This is a genomic window from Pseudomonas sp. B26(2017), from assembly GCF_002113045.1.
Classification (GTDB): Bacteria; Pseudomonadota; Gammaproteobacteria; order Pseudomonadales; family Pseudomonadaceae; genus Aquipseudomonas.
This window is the reverse complement of record NZ_NEJJ01000016.1, coordinates 108,692-131,587: the sequence shown is the minus strand read 5'-3', so window position 1 is coordinate 131,587 and position 22,896 is coordinate 108,692. Positions and strand designations below refer to the sequence as shown.

The following is a 22,896-nucleotide window of genomic DNA, read 5'->3' as shown; positions in this document are numbered from 1 at the left end:
ACATGGATCAGTTGGCACTCAAGGCAATCGAGCGCATCGCCGCAGAACAGCGTGCGCCTTATCGGCACATCACGGTCGAGCGGATCACGCCGATCATCGGCGCCGAGATTGGCGGCGTCGATCTTTCGCAACCGCTGAGCGACGAGCAGCTCGCGGAAATCCGCCGGGCCTTTCTGGAGAACCACGTGGTGGTGTTCCGCGACCAGCATCTGACGGTGGACGAGCACAAGGCGTTTGGTCGGCTGTTCGGTGAGCTGCGGGCGCTGCCGGTGGAAGACATCGACGGCGATGACCCGGAGCTGGTGGTGATCCGCGCCAATGCGCAATCGCGCTACGTGGCCGGTGAAACCTGGCACACCGACGGCACCGCCGACCTGGCGCCGTCCATGGGCTCGATGCTGTACGTCAAGGAAACCCCGGCCATCGGCACGGGCGGCGATACGCTGTTCGCCAACATGCACCTGGTGCTGGAAATGCTGTCGCCGACGATGCAGCAGTTTCTCGGCGAATTGACCGCGATCCACGACGGCGCAATTCCGTGGAAGGGTTATGAAGCGCCGGCCAACCTGCCGAAAAACGAACACCCGGTGGTGGTTCGCCACCCGGAAACCGGGCGCAAAACGCTGTTCGTCAATTCCGGGTTCACGTCGCACATCGTCCAGTTATCCGGCGGCGAAAGTCAGATGCTGTTGAACATGCTTTTCGATCTGGTGGCCCGAGAGCCGGTTTTGAGTTGTCGTGTGCGTTGGACGCCGAACAGCCTGGTGTTCTGGGATAACCGCTGCACCCAGCACCATGCGGTCTGGGATTATTTCCCGCATTCGCGGTATGGCGAGCGGGTGACGATTCTGGGGACGCAGCCCAAGGCGTGATGACCCCCTGTGGGAGCGAGCAAGCTCGCTCCCACAGGTCCGGGCCTAAATTCCTCGATTGAGCAGTTGCTCGACGATCAGCTCGCCAAACGCCAGATTCCCGTGCAGCGGGTCATCCACTTCGCAGTACGCCGGAAGCTGAAAACCCTGTTCATCATTCGCTGCGGCGCGCACGTCGATCAGCTCGATGCCGAGCCCTTGCAGGCGCTCGATCAGTAGCGCCTGCGCGGCCATGAACACCCGTGAGTCGGACAACTCCGGCACCCGCTGCGGTGGCAGCACGGCGAACACTTTGAGGTTCATCGCCCGGGCCTGCTCATAGAACGCCAGCGCAGGCCGGGACAGGGTGTCGACGATGGATTCGAACAGCGGCCCGGCGAGAAAACCTTCATCGAATTCGCCGTCCGGGGCCTGGTAGCACGTCCAGTTCGGCGCGGTGGCGAGGTAGTGCAGGCTCAGGCCGATGGTGCTGACCAGCGGCACCCCGACCTTCGCCAGTTGCGGCACTTCGAACGGTTCAAGGGCCTGGCGATACAGGCGCTCCATCTCGGCCTCGCGAAACACCACGTCATGGCGGGTCAAGCTGAAAAAGTCCACCGCGAAATCCCGGCCGGTGCCCAGCGGGCCGCCGCTGAAAGGCAACTCACGGGCCTGTGCCGCCTTGCCGATGACCCCAGCATGGGAATCGCCCAGCAGCAGAAACCTAGGCGTAGTAATCGAGCACGGCGTCTTCACAGACAAGCTCCTCGCTGGGCATGCAGGTGGAGGGCACGTTAACCGGCGTCTGCACCGGTTGAACGGCATCGAGTCCGGCGAAAAACTGCTGCATGACGAATGCCACGCCTTCGGGTGTGACCTCACGCTGGTTGGGCTGGTAGAACGCGCCCTTGAACGGTGTGCCGGTGATGATTTCGTAGGAGGGGAAATAGTCGACGTCGCACAGGTCTTCACACAGTTGCCCGGCGACGGCGCGCAGGACCGATTTGGAATAGGTGGTGGCGCTCAGCACATGCTCACCCGTGGCGGTCGCTGTCAGGGGCACCGGTGACACGGTGAGCAGCACGCGCAGTTGCGGGTTGATCGAACGCATCAACTCCAGTGCCCTGACCATCTCGCCATAGGTGTCCATGAAGCCGAAATTGCAGAAGCGGTGCAGCTGCGGATCGAAGGTCCCCCGCACGGTGCCGGGGCACACGGGGTACACCAGACCGGTCTGACGGTTTTGCCAGGCTTCGGTCAGGCCGAGGGTAAACACGAACACTTTGGCCCGGCGCAGGGCTGTGCGGATCGCATCGAGGGTGGCTTGGCGCGATGCGAACAGCGCGTCCTCGCTGGCAAAACCGTCGGGCTCCACGGCAGGGCGGAACGGGTCGAAGAAACGCCCGTCATGGGCCCAGGTTTCGTCGGGCGGCAGGCTCACGCCCAGCGCCCATTCGAGCCATTGGCAGAGCATCGCCGGGGTGTACAGATTGCCGGTGCGAAACGAGAAAACCCCGTAGTTGTGGGCCTTCCAGTCGGTTTCGGCCAGTCCGGCCGGGGCCGGCTCTGCATCCAGCCAGTTCATGCCGCGTTCCACCAGCGCCCGGCCGATGTGCTGAGCGAAACACGAGCCGGCGGTGACGATGGCGTCCTTGTTGCCGATCTCGAATTGCGGCGTCCACAGTTGATCGATGTTCAGCGCGGGCTTGTCCGCCACGGCGGTGCGCCAGAACGCGCGGGGTGGCAGGCATTGATAAGGATTCACGACGAGGGCCTCCTTGGCGGTCGCTGATAAAACGGGGTCAGCTGATTTGATAGCGGTAGATCAGGTCGTCAAACCAGCGATCGCCAATCTGATAGGCCTGCGGCACGCGGCGCTCGAATACAAAACCGCATTTCTCCAAAACCTTGCAGGACGCGATATTACCGTCGGTCACGGTCGACTCCAGCGAGTCCAGGCCGATGGCGGCGGCGTAGTCGATGATCGCCTTCCGCGACTCGGTGCCAAAGCCTTTGCCCTGATGTTCGGGCAACAGCAGACAACCCACCTCGGCATGCCCCGGCGACAGGATGCGAAACCCGGTCACGCCCAGTTCCTGCCCGCTGGCCCTCTCGGTCACCACCAGACACAACCAGTGATCCGACTGCGGCCCCCAGGCCGGAAGCCGATGCTCGAAGCCTTTGCGAACCTGGTCCTCGGCGATTTCACCGAACACGTACTGCATGGTTTGCGGCTCGGAATGCAGCCTGAGGAACAGCGGCCAGTCGGCTTCGACCATCGTGCGCAGGTCCAGGCGTTGCGTGGTGAGCTCAAGCATCCGCTGCTCCTTGCAAGTGCGAAAAGGGAAGACGGTTTTTTACTGGGTGTGGGGGGAAAGATCAATGTTTTGATCCGGCGTGTTTCGCAAAGCCTATTTTTATTGCCACCAATAGCGGTGCCGCCACCGCAAACAGCAACGTCACCGCCATGAACGCACTGTCAAAGGCAATCACCAGCGACTGCTCCGACACTGTCCGTCCCAGCAGATTCGTCGCCGCACGGGCCGCCGCAGCAGGCTCCATGCCTTTCCCGGCCAGCCAGGCGCCAGTGCTTGTCAGCCGTTCGATGAGTGCCGGGCTGCCCGGCGTGACGCTGCTGCCCAATATCACGGCGTTGGCCGCATGCCCGTGCTCGATCAACGTTTGCAGCCCGGCCACGCCAATCAGGCCGCCCAACTGCCGGCCGGTATTGAACAGACCGATGCCGGCCGCCAGGTTGCGGCTGTTGAGGTGAGTAAACGCGATCAGGGTGATCGACAGAAACAGAAAGCCCAGCCCGAGCCCTCGCAACAGGATGGCGCCCATCATGTCGGCGCTGCCGCTGTCGCGGGCCGAGCCTGAAAGCAGCCACATCGCAATCATGATCATCAGAATGCCGAATGGCACCGTGGCAAACGGCGCCACCCCGCGCGCCTGCATCAGCCACGCCGCGATCAGCAGCGCACCGACAAACAATGCGCCGCTGGGCAACAGCAGCAGGCCGGCCTCGGTCAGGGTGAAACCGAGCACCGACACGGCGAATGCCGGAATCAGGTAGGCACTGCCGAACAGTGCTGCACCTGCGACGAAGCTGACGATGAACGCGAACGAGAAATCGCTCGACCTGAACACGCTGAAGTCGAGTACGCCTTTGCCGTTCATTAACAGTTGCTGGCCCAGAAACCCCAGCAGGGACGCGCTGCCGACCAGCGTCAGCCAGACGATGCGCGGCGCCTCGAACCAGTCCCAGCGCTCGCCCTGGCTGAGCACGTAGGTAAAGCAGAGCAGGGCGGTGGTGCTCAGCAATACCCCCAGGCCATCGAAGACACGCGGGCTGACTCGCGCGGGTGTCGGGGTGACCGTGATAAGTAACAGTCCGCTGGACACCAAGGCCAGCGGCACGACGCTGAAAAAAATCCAGGTCCAGGATTGACTGTCGACCAGCCAACCTTGCAGGGCGGGCGTCAACGTGGCGGAAGCGACGACCGCGCCGATGGCGAACAGCGCTTGCAGTGCCGGTTGCAGATGGCGCCGGTAGCTGCGAAAGATCAGCACCTGACCCGCCACCAGCAACGTGCCGCCGGCAAAACCCTGAAGGATGCGCAGTGCTGTCAACAGGTCGAGCCGCGTGCTGCAGGCAGCGATGGCGCAGGCCAGCCCCATGACAACGGTTGCAGCGACGATCACGTTGCGCGGGGCGAAGCGTGCCAGCAGCCACGACGCCGTAATGAAACCGATCAATTTGAACCCGGTGTAGCCGATGTCCAGCCAGGCAAACTCATCGGGGGTGGCAGCGGTGTCACCGATGATGTCGTTGCGGCCCAGCACCAGTGCGGTGCCCGCAATCGCTTCGGTGAGGCTGGCGAGCAAAATGCCGATCATCAGCAACACGCCGGGCCGGGCAGGCCGGTTCATGATCCGTCTCCACGCTCCACATCGACCCGCGCCGACAGCCCCGGCACGATGCGCCCCGGCATGGGGTTGCTGGCCAGGCGGATTTTCACTGGCACCCGCTGCACCACACGGACGAAATTGCCTGTGGCGTTGTCGGTCGGCAACAGGCTGAAGGCCGAGCCACTGCCGGGGGCAAAGCTGTCGACCACGCCCTCCAGTGCATCGTCGGGGTAGCCGTCGACGGTGATCCGCACCGGCTGACCTGGCTGGATATGCTCCAGCTGAGTTTCCTTGAAGTTGGCCACGACCCACACGTCCTGCACCGGAACGATGTCGAGCAACGCAACCCCCGGCGTGACGTAACGGCCGACCCGCACTTGGCGGTTGCCAATTACCCCGGTCACGGGTGCACGCACCACGGTGCTGTCCAGGTCGATCCGGGCCAGATCGCGTGATGCGTCGGCTTGAGCCATCGCCGCGAGGGCGGCGCTACGCTGGGCCAGGAGCACGGCGAGGCGTTGGCGCTGTGCCTCGACCGACGCCGAAGCAGCGTCCACTGCCGCAGAGGCGCGCGTCTGGGCCGCCGCCGTCTCATCGACCAGCGCCATGCTTACGGCGTTGCTGGCGATGAGTTTGCGGTTGCGTTCGTGAGTCTTGCCGGCGAGGTTCATCTGCGCGGCAGCGGAGCGGCGCTCGGCCTCGGCCTGGCGAATCTGCGCATGTTGCAGTTGCGTCTGGGCATCGACATCGCGGAGGCGTGCCTGTGCCGATTTGAGGTTGGCTTCGGCCTGGGCGAGGCGGGCGCGATAGTCCTGATCGTCGATGCGAAACAGCACGTCGCCGCTCTGCACCGACTGGTTGTCCCGCACCTCGACGCTGGTGACGTAACCGGCAACCTTGGCCGCCAAAGATGTGACATCGCCACGCACATAGGCGTTGTCGGTCGAGATGCTTTTGCCGCCGTACAGCACGACATAACCGCCCGCCACAATCGTCAGGGCGGCGGCGCACATGAGCAGTCCTGCCGCCTTGCGCTTGCCTTGGTGCGGCGGCGCGGGCGTCGATTCGGATTGCGCCATGCTGGCGGTGGTGGGCTGGGGCGCGTTCATGATCGGGGTCCTGCGCAAGGCCGACACCTCCGGCAGCCGGACTGCCGGAGGTGCATCGACAAATGGATCGGCTACGGCTTGACCGGTTTGACCAGGTCGGTCTCGCTGCTGTCGAGCACGAACACCGCCAGCAGGCGGGACGGTTCGGTGGTGCTGGCATTGGCGCTCACCGCGTGGAAATCACCCGGTTGTTCGACGAAGTTTTCCCCGGCCTTGTAGACCTTCTCCGGCCCGTCGCCGACCTTGCTGCGCACCGCACCCTCAAGCACCGTGGCGTAAATGAACGCGGACTTGGGATGAAAGTGCGCCGGCGAAGATCCACCGGGCGCGTATTCCACCAGCACGCCCCTCATGGATTTGCCCGGAACGTTGGGCAGGGTGCGGTCGAACACCACGGTGACCTTGCCGGCCTGGGGCTCGGCGGCCGAGGCGGATGAAATCGAAACGGCCGCAAACGTGGCGGCCAGCAGGATTCGGCTGAACATGGCGATACTCCTTCAAATGGGTGGGGTGTTTCAGCGCTGGATCGATTTCGCCAGCCAGTCCTCAAAGCGCGTCGGGCCCAGTCGCGGGTTGCTGCTGCCGGGGGTGAGCGACTGGTCGTCGAGCACATCGCCGAAGTAGCGGGCGTGAACGTCCGGGATCACTTTGCGGGTGTCGTGGGTGGCGCGGAAAAAGCGCCGGACCAACTCGTCGAGCGGCATGGCTTCGGGGCCGGCAATCTCCTGCGTGCCGTTGATCGGCGCGGCCAGTGCCACGTCGGTGAGCGCTGCCGCGACATCGTCAGAAGCCATGGGCTGGATCAACGCTGGCGACAGGCGCACTTCCTCGCCGACGGTGGCGGCCTGAGCGATGCCGCCGACAAATTCGAAGAACTGCGTGGCCCGTAACAGGCTGTACGGAATGCCGGACGCCTTGATCAGATTCTCCTGCGCGACCTTGGCGCGGAAGTAACCGTTGGCGGGCAGGCGCTCACTGCCGACGATCGACAGCGCCACGTGATGGCGAACCCCGGCGGCGTCTTCGGCAGCGAGCAGATTACGGGTGGAGGTTTCGAAGAAATCGAGCACGGCCTGGTCTTCCCACGACGGCGCGTTGGACACATCGACCACAACCTGGGCACCGTCCATCGCTTCGGCCAGGCCTTCGCGGGTGATGCTGTTGATGCCGGTGTTGGGGGAGGCGGCGAGGGCATCGTGGCCGCGTTCGCGCAGATTGTTCACAAGTTTCGATCCGATGAGGCCGGTGCCTCCGATAACGACGATCTTCATGGCAACTCTCCACTTGCCGACGGCAACCATTGCTGTCGATGTGCGTTGAGCATGCCTGTGGCGCCCGGGCAAATCCTTGTGGTGACCTTGGATTTGCCTTGGTTTTTTGTCCAGACAGGCCAATCCGTCGGCTGATGCGTAGACCAATGTGCACACCGGTGCGGCGGTTCAAGGTCTGCCGTATCATTGAGCGCACGACAATCGCCCGCTCGGATACGGAGTCGGGGGCCCAGACCAGAGAACAGCCACCGTGCAATTCGTGTTTGAAGACTACGTGCTCGACCAGCAGCGCCGGGAACTGACCTGGCGCGGGGAGGTAGTGACTGTCGGGCCGCAGGTCTTCGACTTGTTGCTGGTACTGGTCGGCAACCGCGAGCGGGTGGTGAGCAAGGACGAACTGTTGAGTGCCGTGTGGAGTGGCCGGATCGTTTCCGAATCGACCATCACCAGCCACATCAACGCCGTGCGCAAGGCTATCGGCGACAGTGGTGAACAGCAGCGCCTGGTGCGCACGGTGCCGCGCAAGGGCTATCGCTTTGTCGGTGAAATCATCCCGTGCGACAGTCCTGTCGACGCACCAGAAGCACCTGCGAAACCCGAGGTGGCCGCGACACTTGTCCTGCCGGAAAAACCTTCGATCACTGTCCTTCCATTCCAGAACCTCAGCGGCGATTCCGAACAGGACTACTTCGCCGACGGCATCGTCGAAGACATCATCACCGCTTTGTCACGCCTGCGCTGGTTGTTCGTCATCGCTCGCAACTCCAGCTTCACCTATAAGGGCAGGGCGGTGGATGCACGAGGCGTCGGTCAGGAACTGGGTGTGCGTTATGTGCTGGAAGGCAGCGTGCGCAAGTGCGGCAACAAGATCCGCATCACCGGCCAGCTGATTGACACCTGCAGCGGAACGCACCTGTGGGCCGAACGCTTCGAAGGTCTGCTCGACGATATTTTCGAGCTCCAGGATCAAGTGGCCGAAAGCGTTGTGGGCGCCATTGCGCCACAGCTCGAACGCGCGGAAATCGAGCGGGCCAAGCGCAAGCCCACCGACAGCCTCGATGCCTACGATTACTACCTGCGAGGGACTGCCAAGCTGCACATCGGCACCCGAGCGGCGATCGAGCAGTCATTGGCGCTGTTCTACCGGGCGATTGAGCTGGATCCGGAATTTGCCTCGGCCTACGGCATGGCCGCGTGGTGCCACTTTTGGCGCAAGCTCAACGGCTGGATGACCGATCGGTCTCGGGAAATCGCCGAAGGTGCGCGGCTGGCGCGAATGGGTGTGGAGCTGGGGCGCGATGACGCCGTGGCGCTGACCCGTTGCGGTCATGCTCTCGCCCATCTGACCGGGGATGTCGATTGTGGCATCGCCTTGCTCGATCGGGCTCGACTGCTCAACCCCAACCTGGCGCCGGCCTGGTATCTGGGTGGCATCCTGCGTGCCTTGCGGGGCGAAACCGAGGCCGCCATTGCCAACCTCGAGCACGCCGTGCGCCTGAGCCCGCTGGATCCGGAGATGTTCCGCATGCAGGTCGGGATGGCACTGGCGCACTTCTTCGCCGGTCGCTTCGAGCTCTCGGCTTCCTGGGCCGAGAAAGCGCAGGGAAACCTGCCCAGTCTGCTGGCAGCGGCGGCCTTGATCGCCGCAAGCCACGCGCTCAACGGGCGAACCGACAAGGCCGGGCAAACCATGGAACGTGTGCGCCAGCTGGACCCGACCTTGCGGGTGTCCAGCCTGAGTGCGTGGCTGCCCATTCAACGGCCTGAAGACGTGGCCCGGTTCGCCGAAGGTTTGCGGTTGGCGGGGTTGCCGGAGTGACGACGCAGTCGGCCAATCAATCCATCGAAAAATGCATTCGCATGTCCATCGCGGCATCGTACTGATTGCTGGCTACACGGCGTTCGATCAGCCGGTCGGAGCCGCCTTCGGCAACACGGCGTTCGATCAGGCGGTCGGAGCCGCCTTCGGCAACACGACGTTCGATCAGGCGATCGGAGCCGCCCTCGGCGACGCGGCGTTCGATCAGGCGATCGGAGCCGCCTTCGGCAACACGGCGTTCGATCAGGCGGTCGGAGCCGCCTTCGGCAACTCGACGTTCCATCAGCCGATCCGAACCCCCTTCGGCAATCTGGGTCGGCGCCTTTCTGGCCCGGTACTGTTGCACCGATGAAGGCTCTGAATCCGGAGTGCTGGTTTCCTGTCTGTTGGCCACCGGCATGTCGGGCAGGCAACTTGCGCCGAATGCATGAGTGGCAACTATCCAGGTGGCTGAAACAATGGCAACGGGCAATACCAATCCAATAGTTTTCATCGTGATCATCCTGAGTCGTAGTGGGATTTCGTTATTGAACTTCCGGGTTGCAACCAGACAGGTTCTAAATCAATCGAATACTCTTAATGAGGAACTCCATGTTCCTGCGCGGCCAGGCGAATTCGGTTATGCGCAATCAGGCGCATGACGTAGCCCAACTTGATCGCGGTCGGCCCGAGGATCGTCATCCCGTGGGCACCGACCAGCGTGGGCAAGGCCAGGTGAGCGTCAAACACATACGCCAGGAAGACTCCCGCCATCAACATGCCCAGACCCCCGATCAGTAATACGTGGGACAACTTCAGCACGCGGTACGAGTCTTCAAAAAAGTCATACATGTTGATCAGCCATCCCTGGGTTCGTGAATGAGTGGGTAAATGTCGACGCGCACGGAAACCGCGAAGTCAATGACTTTGCCGGCCGTTGCATTTGATGGAGGGATTTTACTGTTGGGCGTAGGGATCAACCATGTTGCATAAGTTTGGTTTTATCCTGCCCGTGTATGTAGAAGTCATACCAACGTATATAAACAACTATCAATGTGCGCTGAATAAGGGCGCTGCATCTAATGGTTGATACCCAGGCTTTCGGCCATTCGAACCAGATCGGCGAACGATTGCGCGCGCATCTTGCGCATGGCCTGGCTTCGGTGAATTTTCACGGTGATCTCGCTCAAGCCGATGGCACTGGCGATCTGTTTGTTCATCAAGCCCGAAACGGCCAATCCCATTACCGACTGCTCTCTGACCGTTAGTGCCCCATAGCGTGTGCGCAATTCATGATGGCGGCGTTCGCACTCGCGGTGTGACCTGTCCCGCGTATGCGCGGCGACCACGGCATCGATCATTGCCTGCTCGCGAAACGGTTTTTCCAGGAAGTCGACGGCACCGGCTTTCATGGCGCGCACCGTCATGGCGATGTCGCCGTACCCGGTCATGAATATGATCGGCAGGTGGATTTTGGCGTCGGCGAGCGCCTGCTGAAAGACCAGCCCGCTGGTGCCTTGCAATCGAACATCGAGCACCAGGCAACTGGGCAGGTCAGGTCGCTCGTATTTCATGAAGTCGGCGACCGATCCGAACAACTCGACCTGCAGGCCGATGGAGCGCAACAGGCTGCCAAGGGCCTCGCGCAGGGGGGCGTCATCATCAATGATGAAAACGATGGATTCAGGGTTTCGCTCGGGTGAAAGTTCTACGTCCATACGCGGGATGGCTTCGCGGCGATCGGGCTGCGCAGGATGCTGAACAACTCAATGGAAAGCTTTGCCCGCGCCTCCGGTTTTCATTGGATTTTGCTTGGCTAACCGTCCAGAGGCCATCGACCTGGTACTTCTTCTATCGATGGCCTTGATGGGTCAGTTTCCTGTCCGGGCGACAATCGCAAAATTCCCCGGTGCCTTTTCCAGCAACCCCAGAAATCTCACGAGATCGACCTTGCTGCCATCCACCTTCAGATCATCGGAGGTGAGCGTTTCCTTTAGCCCGGCGGTGCCGCCCAGCAACTGGACGAACAGGTCCTTGGTGACGGTCAGCGTTGCGTTGGCGTCCGCCGCGGTCGGGCCTTTTCGGTAGTGCAGCACGGCGTTCTCGATCCACAGCACGAACGATTCATTCGTATCGGTCAGCACCAGATTGAACGTCCAGTGCTTGCCATCTGCCGCCGGGCCGTCGAGGCTCGCGGCCATGGCTTCGAGGAAGCGTTCGGTGGGCGTCTGTTTCATCAGTTCGATCAGGTCGGAGCGTTTGACGCCCTTGGCTGGCGGGCCGTTGCGCAGCTCCATGGCAGCGGTCAGGTAGCTGTTGCGCCAGGTCGCCGATTCCGCCTGATAGCCCATCTGTTCGTACGCGCGGGCCAGCAGTTCCTTGGCGGCGGTGTCGTCGGGTTTGGCCAGCACGGCCTGATCCAGCAGCTCGGCGACCCAGCGGTATTCGCCCTTGTCATAGGCCACGCGTGCTGCTTCGACCACTTTGGCGTTGCCTCCCATCAATTCGACGTAGCGCTTTGCCGATTCCTTGGGCACCAGCGGATTCAAGTGCGCGGGGTTGCCATCGTAGGCGCCCAGGTACAGCTGGTAGATCGCCTTGACGTTGTGGCGCAGGTCGCCGTAATAGCCACGGGTGCCGAAGTACGAGGCCAGCGAATCCGGCAGCTGGATCTTGTCGGCGATCTCGTTGGGCGTGTAGCCGGCGTTCATCAGGCGCACGGTCTGGTCGTGCAGGTACTTGTAGACGTCGCGGTGCTTGGTGATGAATTCGCGGATCCGTTCGTTGCCCCAGATCGGCCAGTTGTGCTGACCGAAATAGACCTCGGTATCGCCCAGTTCGTCGAGGGCGATTTGCGTGTATTCGGACCAGCGCAACGCATCGCGCACCTTGGCGCCACGGATCGGCAGCAGGTTGTGCATGGTCTGCGCCAGCAGCTCCGCACCGCCATACGCCTTGAGCGCGGGGATCGAAAACGTCAGCTCGGCCGGGGCTTCCGCGCCGGGCATGTTGTGGAACACGAAGCTGACGCCGTCGAGCAGCAGCGGCTGGACCGGCTGGTCGATGATCTGCGTCGGCGGCAGGATGCCCATGCTGCCGTAGGCGACGTTCTTGCCCAGCCCCGTGTCGACGATGCCGGTCACGCCCGGGGTCAGGTTCTTGCCGAACTGATACATCGAACGCCGCGCCATCGCCGGGCCCGCCAGGATGTTTTCGCTGGTGGCTTCCTCCATGAACCCGGCGGGCGCGACGATGGGAATGTTGCGCTGGGCCACTTCACTGCTTGAGGTAATGCCCAGCACTCCGCCGAAATGGTCGGCATGGTCGTGGGTGAAAATGATCGCGCTGACGGGCTTGTTGCCCAGATGCTCGCGGGCGAAGGCCAGCGCTGCGGCGGCGGATTCCCGGGAGGTAAGCGGGTCGACCACGATCCAGCCGGTTTGCCCGTCGATCAGCGTCATGTTGGCGATGTCGAAACCGCGCAACTGGTAAATGCCATCGCGGACCTTGAACAGACCGATCTGCGCATTGAGCATCGCGTGCCGCCACAGGCTCGGATTGACGGTAGCTGGTGCCGGGCCTTCGACGAAACGGTACGCATCGAAATCGATCAGGGCATTGCCGTCAGCGCCGAGGATCTTGCCGGTCGGGCGGGCGATAAAGCCGCGCTGGGCATCTTCCATGTCCCGGTTGTCGCTGAGGTCCAGGCCCTTGATCGACGCCTGGATCACCGCTGCCGTGGCGGTCGTGGCGTCGCCGGCTGCGACGCCGGGTTTGTTATCGCAGCCGGCGAGGGACAGCAGCGCCAAGGCGATGATCGTGTAGAAGGTCGGTTTCATTCTTGTTGTTCTCCGAGGGTCGAATGCGCTCCAGCCTAGGGGCAGGGCGGCGATGTATCCAATGCATTGTTTACATCCGGATAATGCGTCGCTAGCATCGCGCGAATGGACCTCAAACGACTCTCACACCTTCTCGCACTGGCCGATGAACGCCATTTCGGCCGCGCGGCCGAACGCGTTCATCTCAGCCAGCCAGCCCTGAGCCGCAGCATTCAGGCGCTTGAGAGCGAAACCGGGCAACGGCTGTTCGATCGCGATAGCGGCGACGTTCGCCCGACGCCGGCAGGGGAGTTTCTGATCGAGCGGGCGCGGCGGCTGCTGTTCGATGCCCGCTCGCTGGAGCGGGACATGGCGCTCTACAGCGATCGCCAACTGGGCAGCCTCGCCTTCGGCGTCGGCCCGTTCCCGGCTGCGATGTTGATGCATCAAGTGGTGCCGCGACTGCGTCAGGATCACCCGGCGGTTACGCTGCGGGTGGAAGTGAACAACTGGCAGATTCTCGAAGCGCGGTTGCGTGCTGAAGCGATCGAATTCTTCGTTGCCGACATTCGCAACTTCACGGCGGACTCCGACCTGCTGATCCGTTCGCTGGGCCAGGTCTCGGCAGGTTTCTTCGTACGACCGGAGCACCCACTGGCCGGGCGTAAAGTGGCGATGGGAGACCTGGAAGGCTATGGCATCGCCACGACGCGCCTGCCGGAAGTGGTGAAACTCGAGACCGCCCGAACCCTCGCCATCTCCACCCGCCAGACGCTGCCCATCGTGCTGGAGTGTGATGACGTGGCGTTGCTGAAGACTGTTGCCGGCTCGACTGACACCATCCTCGGCGTCATCCATGGCGCGGTGGCCGAAGACATTCGAGTGGGGCGTTTGATCGAGCTTCATGTTGTCGACAGGCCGGGATTTCACTCCGAAATCGGCGTGGTGAGTTTGCAGGGCAGAAGCTTGTCGCCGACCGCGCTGTGTGTGATCGAGGCGGTCGTTGCCGAGATGCAATCCGTTCACGTCGAACAATCCCCACGTCTTTAGAGATACGTCCTACAGCCACGATTTTCCTGCTTCGTTAACGTCGTGCAGCCCCTTGCGAGGGGCTGGCGATGCATGAACGAAAGGACAATCAGTGGCTGGTCAAAAGGACATTCCCCGGGTTCCCAACCCACCGGCGGGCGACGGGCATCACGTCACTTACCGCTACATGACGGCCACCAAACTGGCTGATCAGAACGACCGACAAAACAAGTACGACGCCATGCTGGCGCGGCAAGACGCCTTCGAACGTAGCCGTGAGATGGCGGCGAACAAGCCAGAGCCAGCGCGCGCCGGCTGCGTGTTTGCCAAGTCGTGCAAGCTGCCGGACGCGATTATCGATTACTCGAATCCTTCGGGAATGGTGCCGACTGACAGCCTGAAGGATTACGGCGAGCTGATTTTGCTCGGTGGGCGTGAGGCCGATGACAGCGGTGGCGTTGCACTCAAGAAAATCAGCGGCACGGCAATTTCAGCGGGGCTGGGCGCTTTTGCCCTTACCGGTGAGGCGTTCAAGGCATTGCCCGCGATGGCCTCTGCTGCCATCAGCCCGTTGCTCGGTCTGGTGGCGATGTTCATGCCGTCAAACCTGGGCGACAGCGCGCTCTATACCGAAGACCAGTTGCTCGCCCTCAAACAGGCCCGAACCCGCGTGCGCCTGCGCGTTGAACAGCAGGCCGATGGCAGTCTCAAGGGTTACGGCTTCTATACCGGCAAGAATCGCGATTGGGAGATGGTTGATGTCGTGCGGTTCGCTGCACGCGGTAACCGGTTTATTGCAGACCTTGGCGAAGGTGTTGAGCTGATCTGGACGCCGGCTGTGAATGGTTCCGACATTCTTGGTATTCCGGCACTGGAGGCTGGTCCGCAAGCGCCGCATATCTGGGTGTATCCGCCGACGAAAGCGGCGGAGGGGATTCTGGTGAATCCGGTTTATCCGCCGGAGTATCGGGATTTCATATTGGTGTTTCCGGCGAGTTCCGGGGTTCGGCCGCTGTACATTGTCTTGAATGTTTCCAGCAGGAAGCTTCCCAGCCCCGACCACGATTACCATTCGGCACCTGAAACGGAAGAAATTGTCGGATTCCCGGGTTTGAAGGAAGCGAAGAAGAAAACACCAAAGCAGGGCGGTGGCGGTCTTCGAGAACGCTGGACGGATGCTAAAGGCAGAAACATCTATGAATGGGACTCACAGCACGGAGAACTCGAAGCCTATCGTGCAAGTGATGGCAGCCATCTAGGGGCTTTTGATCATTTAACAGGTGAGCAGATTGCCCCTCCCAAGAAAAACCGCAGCATTAAAAAGTATCTATGAGGCTGGAATGGGACTGAAAGTCAGATTGAATTGGTATGACAAAAAAACAGAGCTCGCTGAGGGAAAGGAGTACTCGGTCGATCTCGGTGATGACGGTTCAATCATCGAGTCGTTGGGTCTGCTGGAGGAAAATGAGATTTATGACGGCGGATTTGATGTACGGAATGACTGGATAGCAAAATTACAGCCATTGTTTACCCACAAAATCGAACCAGCGGTATTCGACTACCAAGTGTCCTTTCGATACAGAACAACGTGGTGAGCAACCACTAGCAAAGGGGGCGGATGTATTTACGAAAATAAATCCGCCCCCCTTTTCACATAAGCCAATCAGCCCCGCTGACCCCGCCCCGCATAATTCAGCACAAACTGCACATGCGCCTTCACCCCGGTGGCCAGTGTTGCGTCATCGGCGGTGAAGTAGGGGCTGTGGTTGTTCGGCGCCTTGCTCATGTCCTGGCCTTCCGGCGTGGCGCCGAGGAACACGAACAACCCCGGCACCTTGCGCGCGTAGTAGGAGAAGTCCTCGCTCGGCGACAGCGAGGCGGGCAGGCGCTCGACCTTGCCCGGTGCTGCCAGTTCGAGGGCCGGGATCATGGCTTCGGTCAGGGCCGGATCGTTGGTGGTCACGGGCGCATTGTTCACCAGCAGCAGATTGGCCTGGGTTTCGTAGGCGCTGGCGATGCTGTTCACCAGCGGCGGCATCTTTTTCAGGATTGTGTCGCGGATGTCGGCGTTGTTGGTGCGAATGGTCTCGGTCATTTCCACGGTCTCGGGAATGATGTTGGCCGCCGAACCGCCGTTGATCGTGCCGACACTGATCACGCCCATGCCCTGTGTGAGATCGACACGCCGACTGACCGTCTGCAATCCACTGATGATGCCTTGACTGGCGACAATCGGATCGACACCGCTCCAGGGCGCCGAGCCGTGAGTCTGCTGGCCCTTGACCGTGATGCGGAACGAGTCACTGCTGTTGAGCACGGTCCCGGATTTGTAGAACAGATGCCCGGTCGGATAACCCGCCATCACATGCACCCCGAACACCGCTTCGACCTTGGGCGAATCGAGCGCGCCATCGCGGATCATCGCTTGCGCACCGATCAGAGTGTCGGTCTGGAACTCATCGACATCGGCCGCGCCTTCCTCGGCCGGCTGAAACAGAAACACCACCGTCCCGCGCACCTGATCGCGATGCTCGGCCAGCACTTTCGCGGCGCCCAGCAACATGGCGGTGTGGGTGTCGTGCCCGCAGGCGTGCATCACCGGCACACTCTTGCCCAGCCGCGTGCTGGTGGCCTGGCTGGCGAACGGCAGGTTCGTCATCTCCTTGACCGGCAAGGCGTCCATGTCGGCGCGCAACGCCACGACCGGCCCCGGCAATCCGCCTTTCAGCACACCCACAACACCCGTCTTGCCGACCCCGGTGCGCACTTCAATGTTCGACGCTTTCAGCCGCTCAGCCACCAGCGCGGCAGTCTTGAACTCAAGATTGCCCAGCTCTGGATGCTGATGAATCGTTTGGCGCAAATCGACGACTTCCTGATTGACCGCGCTCACGGCGCTATCGACCCAGGGCGCCTCGGCGGCATGGCTGGCAGTGGCAACGAACGAAGACAGAACGGCGAGGCACAGCGAGGTTTTGCAGAAACGGATCAAGGCGGGACTCTCTCTTATGGTTTTTATTGGCGTCAGAGGGTATGTCGCGATGCAAGGCGGGACAAACGAGTCTGGCCGGTGATCGCACGGCTTTTGGTTTTTCGCGTTTTTGCCTGAGCGCGGCTTTCAGCGGATTGTTTTCCATCGTCTGATCCGCTTCACTGTGGCTCTTTTGCCTGAGCGGAAATCAATCATGGAACGATGCGAAGCACTGGTCATCGGCCTCGGCGCCATGGGCGCGGCCACGGTGTATCAACTGGCGAAAGCCGGGGTCAACGTGGTCGGCATCGACCGCCACCATCCGCCGCACACATTCGGCTCCAGCCATGGCGACACCCGCATCACCCGACTGTCCGTGGGCGAGGGCGCGCAACACGTGCCCATCGTGCGTAACTCCCACCGCATCTGGCGCGAACTGGAAGCGCTGTCGGGCGAGGCCCTGTTCGAACAGACCGGCCTGCTGGTGCTGACCTCCAGCCCCGACTTCGATCCCGCGGACGAAACCGACTTCACCCTGCGCACCATCGCCCTGGCACAGACCTACGGCATCGAACACGAAGTCCTCGACGCCGGCCAGATACGCCAGCGCTTTCCGCAGTTTGCCCAGGTGCGCGACGACGCCATCGGGGCGCTTGGTGACCTCGCTGGAATGAGCGTTTTGTTCAATAGCAGCTTGGGCGAAAATAGATGCGTCCCCATTTTTTCAAATCCATCAATCCTCGATTTTTACGAGTGTTGCTAGCTCCTTAGTCAGGACCGATTGCAATCTGGATATTTTCCCCACGTGCACACGTACTCCCAGAGCAGCTTTCGCTCTAAGTGTTTGATGTAGGCAGTGGTGTAAGGCTGTCCCATGTCGACAGGACAGGCTGAGACCCAAAGATGCTCAAGTGGCGTGGTTTCCAGAAGTGTCAACCTAAAAGTATTACCTCCAGAGTGTCCGGGGCGTTCGCTGAATGCTGACGTGTTGAATTGACGCAACCGGTCTGCCAATGTCTGGCCTGTTGTCTCGCCAATGTAGATGATGAAATCGTTGTTTACCCTGTAGTTGTCAGGTTTCTTTTTACTGCGTGCGATGAAGTACACACCCGGGAGATTCTTTCCTTCGAGTTCTGTCCGTTCAGACCAAGGACGCCAATCACAAAACCCTACCTCGCCCACCATAATTTGGCCCTATCCGAAAAAAGTGTCTTTTTAACATCATCGGTGCAGCCAAGGGCGATTGTTTTTTGCGCAAATATTTGCTTTTTGGCCAATAGCTGCCATTCATCGTGGCAGCTACGGCCAACGCTCATGCCTTCTTTAGCCGCGTGCTATCTGGGCGCAGAGGGCAAGCGTTTAGGTCTTCACCTCAACATGATCCAACGCCTGATTCACCGCCAATTCACTCAACATCACCAACTGCGCAATCCCGATCGCAGTCTTGCGATGGGCTGGCTCCAGTGTGGCAGCGAAGTTGTTGAGCATTTCGCTGGCCGAGCCCAGTGATTCACTGGCGTTGGCCAAGAGAGATTCAGTGTTGTAGGCCGGGTTGGCCAGGTACATGGGATCATGCCTGGTGTGGCTGCCCATGATGCGTTGTTGTGGGGTGAGGTAATGGTCGAGCGCGCGTTCGGCCGCTTCGTTGAGGGTTCGGGAATCGGGAAATTTGTAGGGCGATACCGGATCGGTTTCCGGTGGGTTCGGTGTGGGTTTGAACATAGATGAAGCTCCAGGGTGAGAAAGTGGAGCCATCAGCCTCGCTACCAAACGAGGGTGGTGGCCATACGGAGGTTGGTAGACCGGTCACCTGGATACCCGGCGCGTCCGAAGACGCCCTACGCATGGCCACCATAAAACAGAGGACGAAAGAGTCCCTGCAATCTGGTGTTGCGATGCGACAGGTAATCCGGGCTACCAAACCCGATCACTGTTTTTCAGTGACCCGGAAACGATAAAACCCGCACCCCAGACGCACAAGCCGGCGGATTCTGGCGTAGTCGTAGGCAATGACGCAAGACGCTGTAGCCGTGGGGAAGTAATGCCGGGCGTTTCTAAGCACCCTTCGGAAAACGCTTAAACACGCCGCCCTCGCCATGTCGAAATCAGACGCTCCATGCAGCTCCTGAATAATCCGATCACATCGATTTCAATTTTCCTGTCCGCACCATTCGTTCTTGGCACCTACCGACGCGCGTCACTTTTTAAGCTTGATGAAACGTTTCAGCAGGTTTATAAAAACGGCACAACTCCAAGAAAGGCTGCTCCCATGACCCCGCTCAAACTCGTTGTTGCCCTCAGCGCACTGTCCGCTGCTTCCCACGCCATGGCCTGGGATTACGTTCTGCTCGACACCGACAAAGCCGCTCAGAACTGGCAGATCACCAGCCAGCAACTCGGCGTGAAAACCGGCAAACCTTTCAGCGTCAGCCTGCGCACCTTGCATGGTGGTCGGCAGGAGGGCGTCAGCATTGTCGACATCGATAACGGCACGATGAAACTCTCGGTGGTGCCGACGCGGGGCATGAACGTCTTGCAGGCTTCGGTCGGCAATGTGCGCATGGGCTGGGATTCGCCGGTCAAGGAAGTGGTCAATCCGTCCTTCATCGAACTCAATGGCCGCGGCGGTCTGGGCTGGCTGGAGGGTTTCAATGAGTTGGTGACCCGCTGCGGGTACGAATGGGTCGGTCACCCCGGCGTCGACAACGGCGAACTGCTGACCCTGCACGGCCGGGCCGCCAACATTCCTGCGAACAAAGTCACTCTGCACATCGATGAAACGCCACCGTACGCCATCACCCTGCGCGGTGAACTGAAAGAGCAGGCGTTCAAGAAAGTCGACTTCTCCGTCGCTACCGAACTGGTCACCGAACCCGGCAGCGCAATGTTCGCCCTCAACGACACGCTGACCAACAACGGCGACTATCCGAAGGAGTACCAGGCGCTGTACCACAGCAACTTCAGCACCCCGTTCCTGGAGCAGGGCGCTCGTTTCGCCGCGCCGGTGAAACAGGTGTCGCCGTTCAACGACAAGGCCAAGGGCGATTTGGCTGAATGGCAAACCTACCGCGCACCGACCAAGGACTACGACGAAACGGTTTACAACGTGGTGCCGTATGCCGATGCCAAGGGCGATACGTTGACCGTGTTGCATAACAAGGCTGGCAGTCTGGGCGTTTCGGTTGGCTTCAATACGCAGACATTGCCGGTGTTTTCCCTGTGGAAGAACACCGATACCCAAGGTCAGGGTTATGTCACCGGTCTGGAGCCGGGGACGAGTTTTTCCTACAACCGTCGTTATCAGCGGCCACTGAACCTGGTGCCCACAATCGGGCCGAAGGAACACAAAGAGTTCCGCATCAGCTACAGCTTGTTGGCGGATAAGGCGGCGGTGGATAAGGCCTTGAAGCAGGTGAGCGAGATTCAGGGCGGGCGGGAGACTGAGGTGCGGCAGGCACCGTTGGTGGATCTGAGCAAGGGGTGAAGCCGGCGGTCGTTCAACTGTTCAGCGACATCGGCTTGTCGCCACCCGGAGGCAAGCCGAACACCTTGCGTATCCTGTTGAGAAATGCCCCGTAGGGTCGCCCCAGCGCCAGCATCATCAAGGCCGCACCGAGCGTGCCGCGCACCAGCTCACCGCCCGATGCACCACTGGAGGCAATGATCGCTGCATAGAGGGGGACCTGGAAACTGACGAGGGCGAAGCTGTCCCACAGCAGTCTGGAAACTCGACGCGGGCTGGCTCGCTTCATGACCCAGTCCCGCCACAGACCGTAAGGTCTTGCGACGGGCACCATCAATACGGCGCCCACAAGGCGCGCATGAAGAACCTGATCCCACGTCATGCCGGCAATGAATCGTTCATTGATGATGCCGGTGGTTGTGAAAAACAGGATCAGCGCCGTTGTGTCTGCGATGAATGCAGTACGGCGCATTGACTGTTGCGGGCGTTGAAGCAAATCACATCTCCTGTCCTGGTTCAGGTAGGTGCCAGCGCATCCTCCAGATGTGACAGCGGCTGCACCGCCAGGTGCGGAGATTCGCCGAAGAACTCGATCAACAGCTCGGTGAGCACGCGTATTTTCCGGGCGGGATGCGGCCCCGGCGGGCGGAGGAGGTAGGCACCTGCTGGCGGTGGGGGATGGTTTGTCATGATCTGCAACAGTGCTCCCGTTGCCAGGTGCTCATGGGTGAGGCAGTCAGGCAGGTAGGCGACGCCCAGGCCAGCAACTGCGGCAGCGGCTGGTGATCGCGTTCATCTGCGCCGCGCTCGCGGTGATGATGGAGACCCCCGAGCATCGTCTGGAAGTGACGTCGACCATTGGCCTGGCGCTGGCGATTTCCTTTATCGGGCTGGTGACCACGCGCCAGCATGGGCAGGTGAGGGCAGTGGCTTCGGCGGGCGAGGCTTAGGTTTTTTCTGGCGCTTGAACGGTGGGGCTGGCCCCGGCATGACGTTGGGGAAGATCGATCACCGGGCTTTTGCCCGCAACCATCGGCCCCTTGGTGTACGACCCTTTGATTTTGCGTGCCCCATACACAGGCATTCCATCTACGGCTTGTCAGCGCGAGTGGCTCGGGGAGGGGGCATGGTGGTTTTCTCCCGCGTGGTTTCACTTGAGGCTAGATCAAGCCGGGCAGTTTCACCCACCTGTTTCGCCCCAGGGCCTTGGCACTGTAAAGCGCTTCATCGGCGGCTTCGATCAAACCTTGCACGGGGGTTAGCCGGGAGCCGGTGGCAGTGGCAATCCCGATGCTGACACTCACTCGTCCCAACGGGCTGGATTCGTGGGAAATGTTCGCTTGCTTCAATCGGTCGAGGATCAGTTGCGCCACGATCTGCGCACCTTCGCCGTCGGTATTGGGCATGATGACGCCCATCTCTTCACCGCCATACCGCGCCACAAGATCCGAGGGACGGCGCACGCACGCCTCCACCACGTTAGCAACGCGTTGCAGACAATCGTCGCCGGCAACATGCCCGTGGGAATCGTTGAACAGTTTGAAGTAGTCGATATCAATCATCAGCAATGCCAAGGATGTGCCGTCGCGCTGCGCTCGTCGCGCCTCTACGTCCAGTGTCACATCGAAGCAGCGTCGATTGGCCAGACCGGTCAGGGCGTCCTTCATCGCCAACAGCTCAAGTTGCCTGTTTGACGAAAGCAACTGCTGCTGAGTGCCCATCAACTCCGCTTCTACCTGGGTTCTGCGTCGAATATCCAGTATCAAAAACCAGCCGATGAGACCCGTGAGCGCCAGCAGGCCCGTCACCACCACGGCCGATAGCAGCGCCTCCGTTCGCCACGCGGCGAGGGCTTCGCGTTTCCCGAGTGCGACAGTCGTGATCAGCGGCAGCCGGTCACTTTTGCGAAAGGCGTAGAGCCTTTCCACACCGTCCAGGCTGGAGGTGAACGAGGCGGTGCCGACAGAGTGATCCACCAGGTACTTGGCGTAGATCGGTGACTTTGAAAAATTGCGCCCCATGTCCTGCTCGCGGAAGGGATAGCGAACCAGCAACGTACCGTCGGTATAGGACAACCCGATGGCACCTTCCTGGCCGACATCGATCTTTCCAAACAGCCGCAGAAAGTTCTCGATGCCCAAGGTCACCGCGACCACTCCGGCAAACTCACCGCGAGCATCATTGAAACGTCGACTGACAGTAATTACCCATTCCTGATTGGTGCGGCTTTGAATGGGCGGACCGATAAAGGTTTCGGGGGAGGGATCATCGCGGTGATGAATGAAATAGGTGCGATCACTGCTATTGGCCCCGGCCGGAATCGGCCGGTTGGAGGACATCAGCCAGCGTCCCTGACTGTCGTAGATGGTGATGCCGCTGAGCTGTGGCATCAGCGACTCCTGCCGGTCGATCAGCGAACTGATCCGCTGGATCTGAACGGGGCCACTGCCTTCGGTTTCCAGGCGTTCGACGAGCCCGAGCAAAAGCGCCGAACTCTGGCGGACGATGCCTTCGGAATAGGTGACAAGCGCCTGGGTCAGGTTCAACCCGTGAATGTCCACTTCCTCCAGCGCTCGCTCTCGAGAGGCCAGCACCTTCCAGACAGTCAGTGAGGCCAGGGAGCAGCCGATAACCAACAGCAAAAGCACAACCAGGTGGGTATCTCGCTTCACGT

21 protein-coding genes and 3 pseudogenes are annotated in these 22,896 nt (G+C 61.0%); 8 read left to right on the top strand and 16 right to left on the bottom strand.

Features of this window, described 5'->3' with window-relative positions:
• Window positions 1–2: 2 nt before the first annotated feature.
• Window positions 3–872 carry a TauD/TfdA family dioxygenase gene (locus CAF79_RS22605; RefSeq protein ID WP_085700384.1) on the top strand — a complete coding sequence of 290 codons (870 nt, stop codon included), beginning with the start codon at window positions 3–5 and terminating at the stop codon, window positions 870–872.
• A gap of 45 nt (window positions 873–917) precedes the next feature.
• Here the strand turns inward: CAF79_RS22605 and CAF79_RS22600 are convergent, their stop codons facing one another.
• The 7 genes from CAF79_RS22600 to CAF79_RS22570 all read right to left on the bottom strand — a co-directional run bounded on the left by CAF79_RS22600 (window position 918) and on the right by CAF79_RS22570 (window position 7,143).
• Complete coding sequence (locus CAF79_RS22600; protein WP_170929770.1) at window positions 918–1,607, bottom strand: hypothetical protein; 690 nt, start codon at window positions 1,605–1,607, stop codon at window positions 918–920.
• The gene (locus CAF79_RS22595; protein WP_085700383.1) at window positions 1,576–2,616 is read right to left on the bottom strand and encodes a GSCFA domain-containing protein; all 1,041 of its coding nucleotides are present in this window, start codon (window positions 2,614–2,616) and stop codon (window positions 1,576–1,578) included. The genes CAF79_RS22600 and CAF79_RS22595 overlap by 32 nt, the downstream gene beginning before the upstream one ends.
• A gap of 37 nt (window positions 2,617–2,653) precedes the next feature.
• The gene (locus CAF79_RS22590; RefSeq protein WP_085700382.1) at window positions 2,654–3,169 is read right to left on the bottom strand and encodes a GNAT family N-acetyltransferase; all 516 of its coding nucleotides are present in this window, start codon (window positions 3,167–3,169) and stop codon (window positions 2,654–2,656) included.
• A gap of 61 nt (window positions 3,170–3,230) precedes the next feature.
• The gene (locus tag CAF79_RS22585) at window positions 3,231–4,784 is read right to left on the bottom strand and encodes an MFS transporter (protein ID WP_085700381.1); all 1,554 of its coding nucleotides are present in this window, start codon (window positions 4,782–4,784) and stop codon (window positions 3,231–3,233) included.
• Window positions 4,781–5,872 carry an HlyD family secretion protein gene (locus CAF79_RS22580; RefSeq protein ID WP_085700380.1) on the bottom strand — a complete coding sequence of 364 codons (1,092 nt, stop codon included), beginning with the start codon at window positions 5,870–5,872 and terminating at the stop codon, window positions 4,781–4,783. The genes CAF79_RS22585 and CAF79_RS22580 overlap by 4 nt, the downstream gene beginning before the upstream one ends.
• 71 nt (window positions 5,873–5,943) lie before the next feature.
• Complete coding sequence (locus tag CAF79_RS22575) at window positions 5,944–6,357, bottom strand: cupin domain-containing protein (protein WP_085700379.1); 414 nt, start codon at window positions 6,355–6,357, stop codon at window positions 5,944–5,946.
• A gap of 30 nt (window positions 6,358–6,387) precedes the next feature.
• On the bottom strand, window positions 6,388–7,143 hold the full coding sequence (locus CAF79_RS22570) for an SDR family oxidoreductase (RefSeq protein WP_085700378.1): 756 nt from the start codon (window positions 7,141–7,143) through the stop codon (window positions 6,388–6,390).
• A 250-nt stretch (window positions 7,144–7,393) separates the two neighbouring features.
• Here CAF79_RS22570 and CAF79_RS22565 point away from each other — a divergent pair, with 250 nt between their 5' ends.
• Window positions 7,394–8,962 carry a winged helix-turn-helix domain-containing protein gene (locus CAF79_RS22565; RefSeq protein ID WP_085700377.1) on the top strand — a complete coding sequence of 523 codons (1,569 nt, stop codon included), beginning with the start codon at window positions 7,394–7,396 and terminating at the stop codon, window positions 8,960–8,962.
• A 16-nt stretch (window positions 8,963–8,978) separates the two neighbouring features.
• Here the strand turns inward: CAF79_RS22565 and CAF79_RS22560 are convergent, their stop codons facing one another.
• The 4 genes from CAF79_RS22560 to CAF79_RS22545 form a co-directional block, all read right to left on the bottom strand.
• On the bottom strand, window positions 8,979–9,464 hold the full coding sequence (locus tag CAF79_RS22560; protein WP_256579471.1) for a phage infection protein: 486 nt from the start codon (window positions 9,462–9,464) through the stop codon (window positions 8,979–8,981).
• 74 nt (window positions 9,465–9,538) lie between these two features.
• Window positions 9,539–9,793, bottom strand: a complete 255-nt coding sequence (locus tag CAF79_RS22555; protein ID WP_085700375.1) for a transmembrane sensor/regulator PpyR — start codon at window positions 9,791–9,793, stop codon at window positions 9,539–9,541.
• Window positions 9,794–10,020: 227 nt separating this feature from the next.
• Window positions 10,021–10,659 (bottom strand): response regulator transcription factor, encoded by a 639-nt coding sequence (locus tag CAF79_RS22550; protein WP_085700374.1) that lies wholly within the window; start codon window positions 10,657–10,659, stop codon window positions 10,021–10,023.
• A 153-nt stretch (window positions 10,660–10,812) separates the two neighbouring features.
• The gene (locus CAF79_RS22545; RefSeq protein ID WP_085700373.1) at window positions 10,813–12,780 is read right to left on the bottom strand and encodes an alkyl/aryl-sulfatase; all 1,968 of its coding nucleotides are present in this window, start codon (window positions 12,778–12,780) and stop codon (window positions 10,813–10,815) included.
• Between the two features lie 105 nt (window positions 12,781–12,885).
• On the opposite strand from CAF79_RS22545, the gene CAF79_RS22540 reads away from it, so the two are divergent.
• From CAF79_RS22540 to CAF79_RS22530, 3 genes are all read left to right on the top strand, one after another.
• A complete protein-coding gene (locus tag CAF79_RS22540; protein ID WP_085700372.1) occupies window positions 12,886–13,809 on the top strand; it encodes a LysR family transcriptional regulator in 924 nt (307 codons plus the stop codon).
• Between the two features lie 91 nt (window positions 13,810–13,900).
• On the top strand, window positions 13,901–15,121 hold the full coding sequence (locus tag CAF79_RS22535; protein WP_085700371.1) for a colicin E3/pyocin S6 family cytotoxin: 1,221 nt from the start codon (window positions 13,901–13,903) through the stop codon (window positions 15,119–15,121).
• Window positions 15,122–15,128: 7 nt separating this feature from the next.
• A complete protein-coding gene (locus tag CAF79_RS22530) occupies window positions 15,129–15,383 on the top strand; it encodes a colicin E3-like toxin immunity protein (protein WP_007958170.1) in 255 nt (84 codons plus the stop codon).
• 68 nt (window positions 15,384–15,451) lie between these two features.
• On the opposite strand, the gene CAF79_RS22525 is transcribed toward CAF79_RS22530, so the two are convergent.
• The gene (locus CAF79_RS22525) at window positions 15,452–16,780 is read right to left on the bottom strand and encodes an amidohydrolase (protein WP_085700370.1); all 1,329 of its coding nucleotides are present in this window, start codon (window positions 16,778–16,780) and stop codon (window positions 15,452–15,454) included.
• Window positions 16,781–16,973: 193 nt separating this feature from the next.
• Here CAF79_RS22525 and CAF79_RS22520 point away from each other — a divergent pair.
• Window positions 16,974–17,408: pseudogene (locus CAF79_RS22520) on the top strand (FAD-dependent oxidoreductase); the annotation flags it as partial.
• A gap of 710 nt (window positions 17,409–18,118) precedes the next feature.
• Here CAF79_RS22520 and CAF79_RS22510 read toward each other — a convergent pair.
• Entirely contained in the window at window positions 18,119–18,481 is a 363-nt protein-coding gene (locus tag CAF79_RS22510) for a DUF6124 family protein (RefSeq protein ID WP_085700369.1), read from the bottom strand.
• 547 nt (window positions 18,482–19,028) lie between these two features.
• On the opposite strand from CAF79_RS22510, the gene CAF79_RS22505 reads away from it, so the two are divergent.
• On the top strand, window positions 19,029–20,243 hold the full coding sequence (locus CAF79_RS22505; RefSeq protein ID WP_085700368.1) for an aldose 1-epimerase family protein: 1,215 nt from the start codon (window positions 19,029–19,031) through the stop codon (window positions 20,241–20,243).
• 13 nt (window positions 20,244–20,256) lie between these two features.
• Here the strand turns inward: CAF79_RS22505 and alaE are convergent, their stop codons facing one another.
• On the bottom strand, window positions 20,257–20,718 hold the full coding sequence (alaE, locus tag CAF79_RS22500; RefSeq protein WP_085700367.1) for an L-alanine exporter AlaE: 462 nt from the start codon (window positions 20,716–20,718) through the stop codon (window positions 20,257–20,259).
• Between the two features lie 20 nt (window positions 20,719–20,738).
• Window positions 20,739–20,999 (bottom strand): annotated as a pseudogene (locus tag CAF79_RS22495) (LysR substrate-binding domain-containing protein); the annotation flags it as partial.
• Between the two features lie 2 nt (window positions 21,000–21,001).
• On the opposite strand from CAF79_RS22495, the pseudogene CAF79_RS28980 reads away from it, so the two are divergent.
• A pseudogene (locus CAF79_RS28980) lies at window positions 21,002–21,172 on the top strand (GABA permease); the annotation flags it as partial.
• 210 nt (window positions 21,173–21,382) lie between these two features.
• Here CAF79_RS28980 and CAF79_RS22490 read toward each other — a convergent pair.
• Entirely contained in the window at window positions 21,383–22,894 is a 1,512-nt protein-coding gene (locus CAF79_RS22490; protein ID WP_085700366.1) for a sensor domain-containing diguanylate cyclase, read from the bottom strand.
• Window positions 22,895–22,896: the final 2 nt, after the last annotated feature.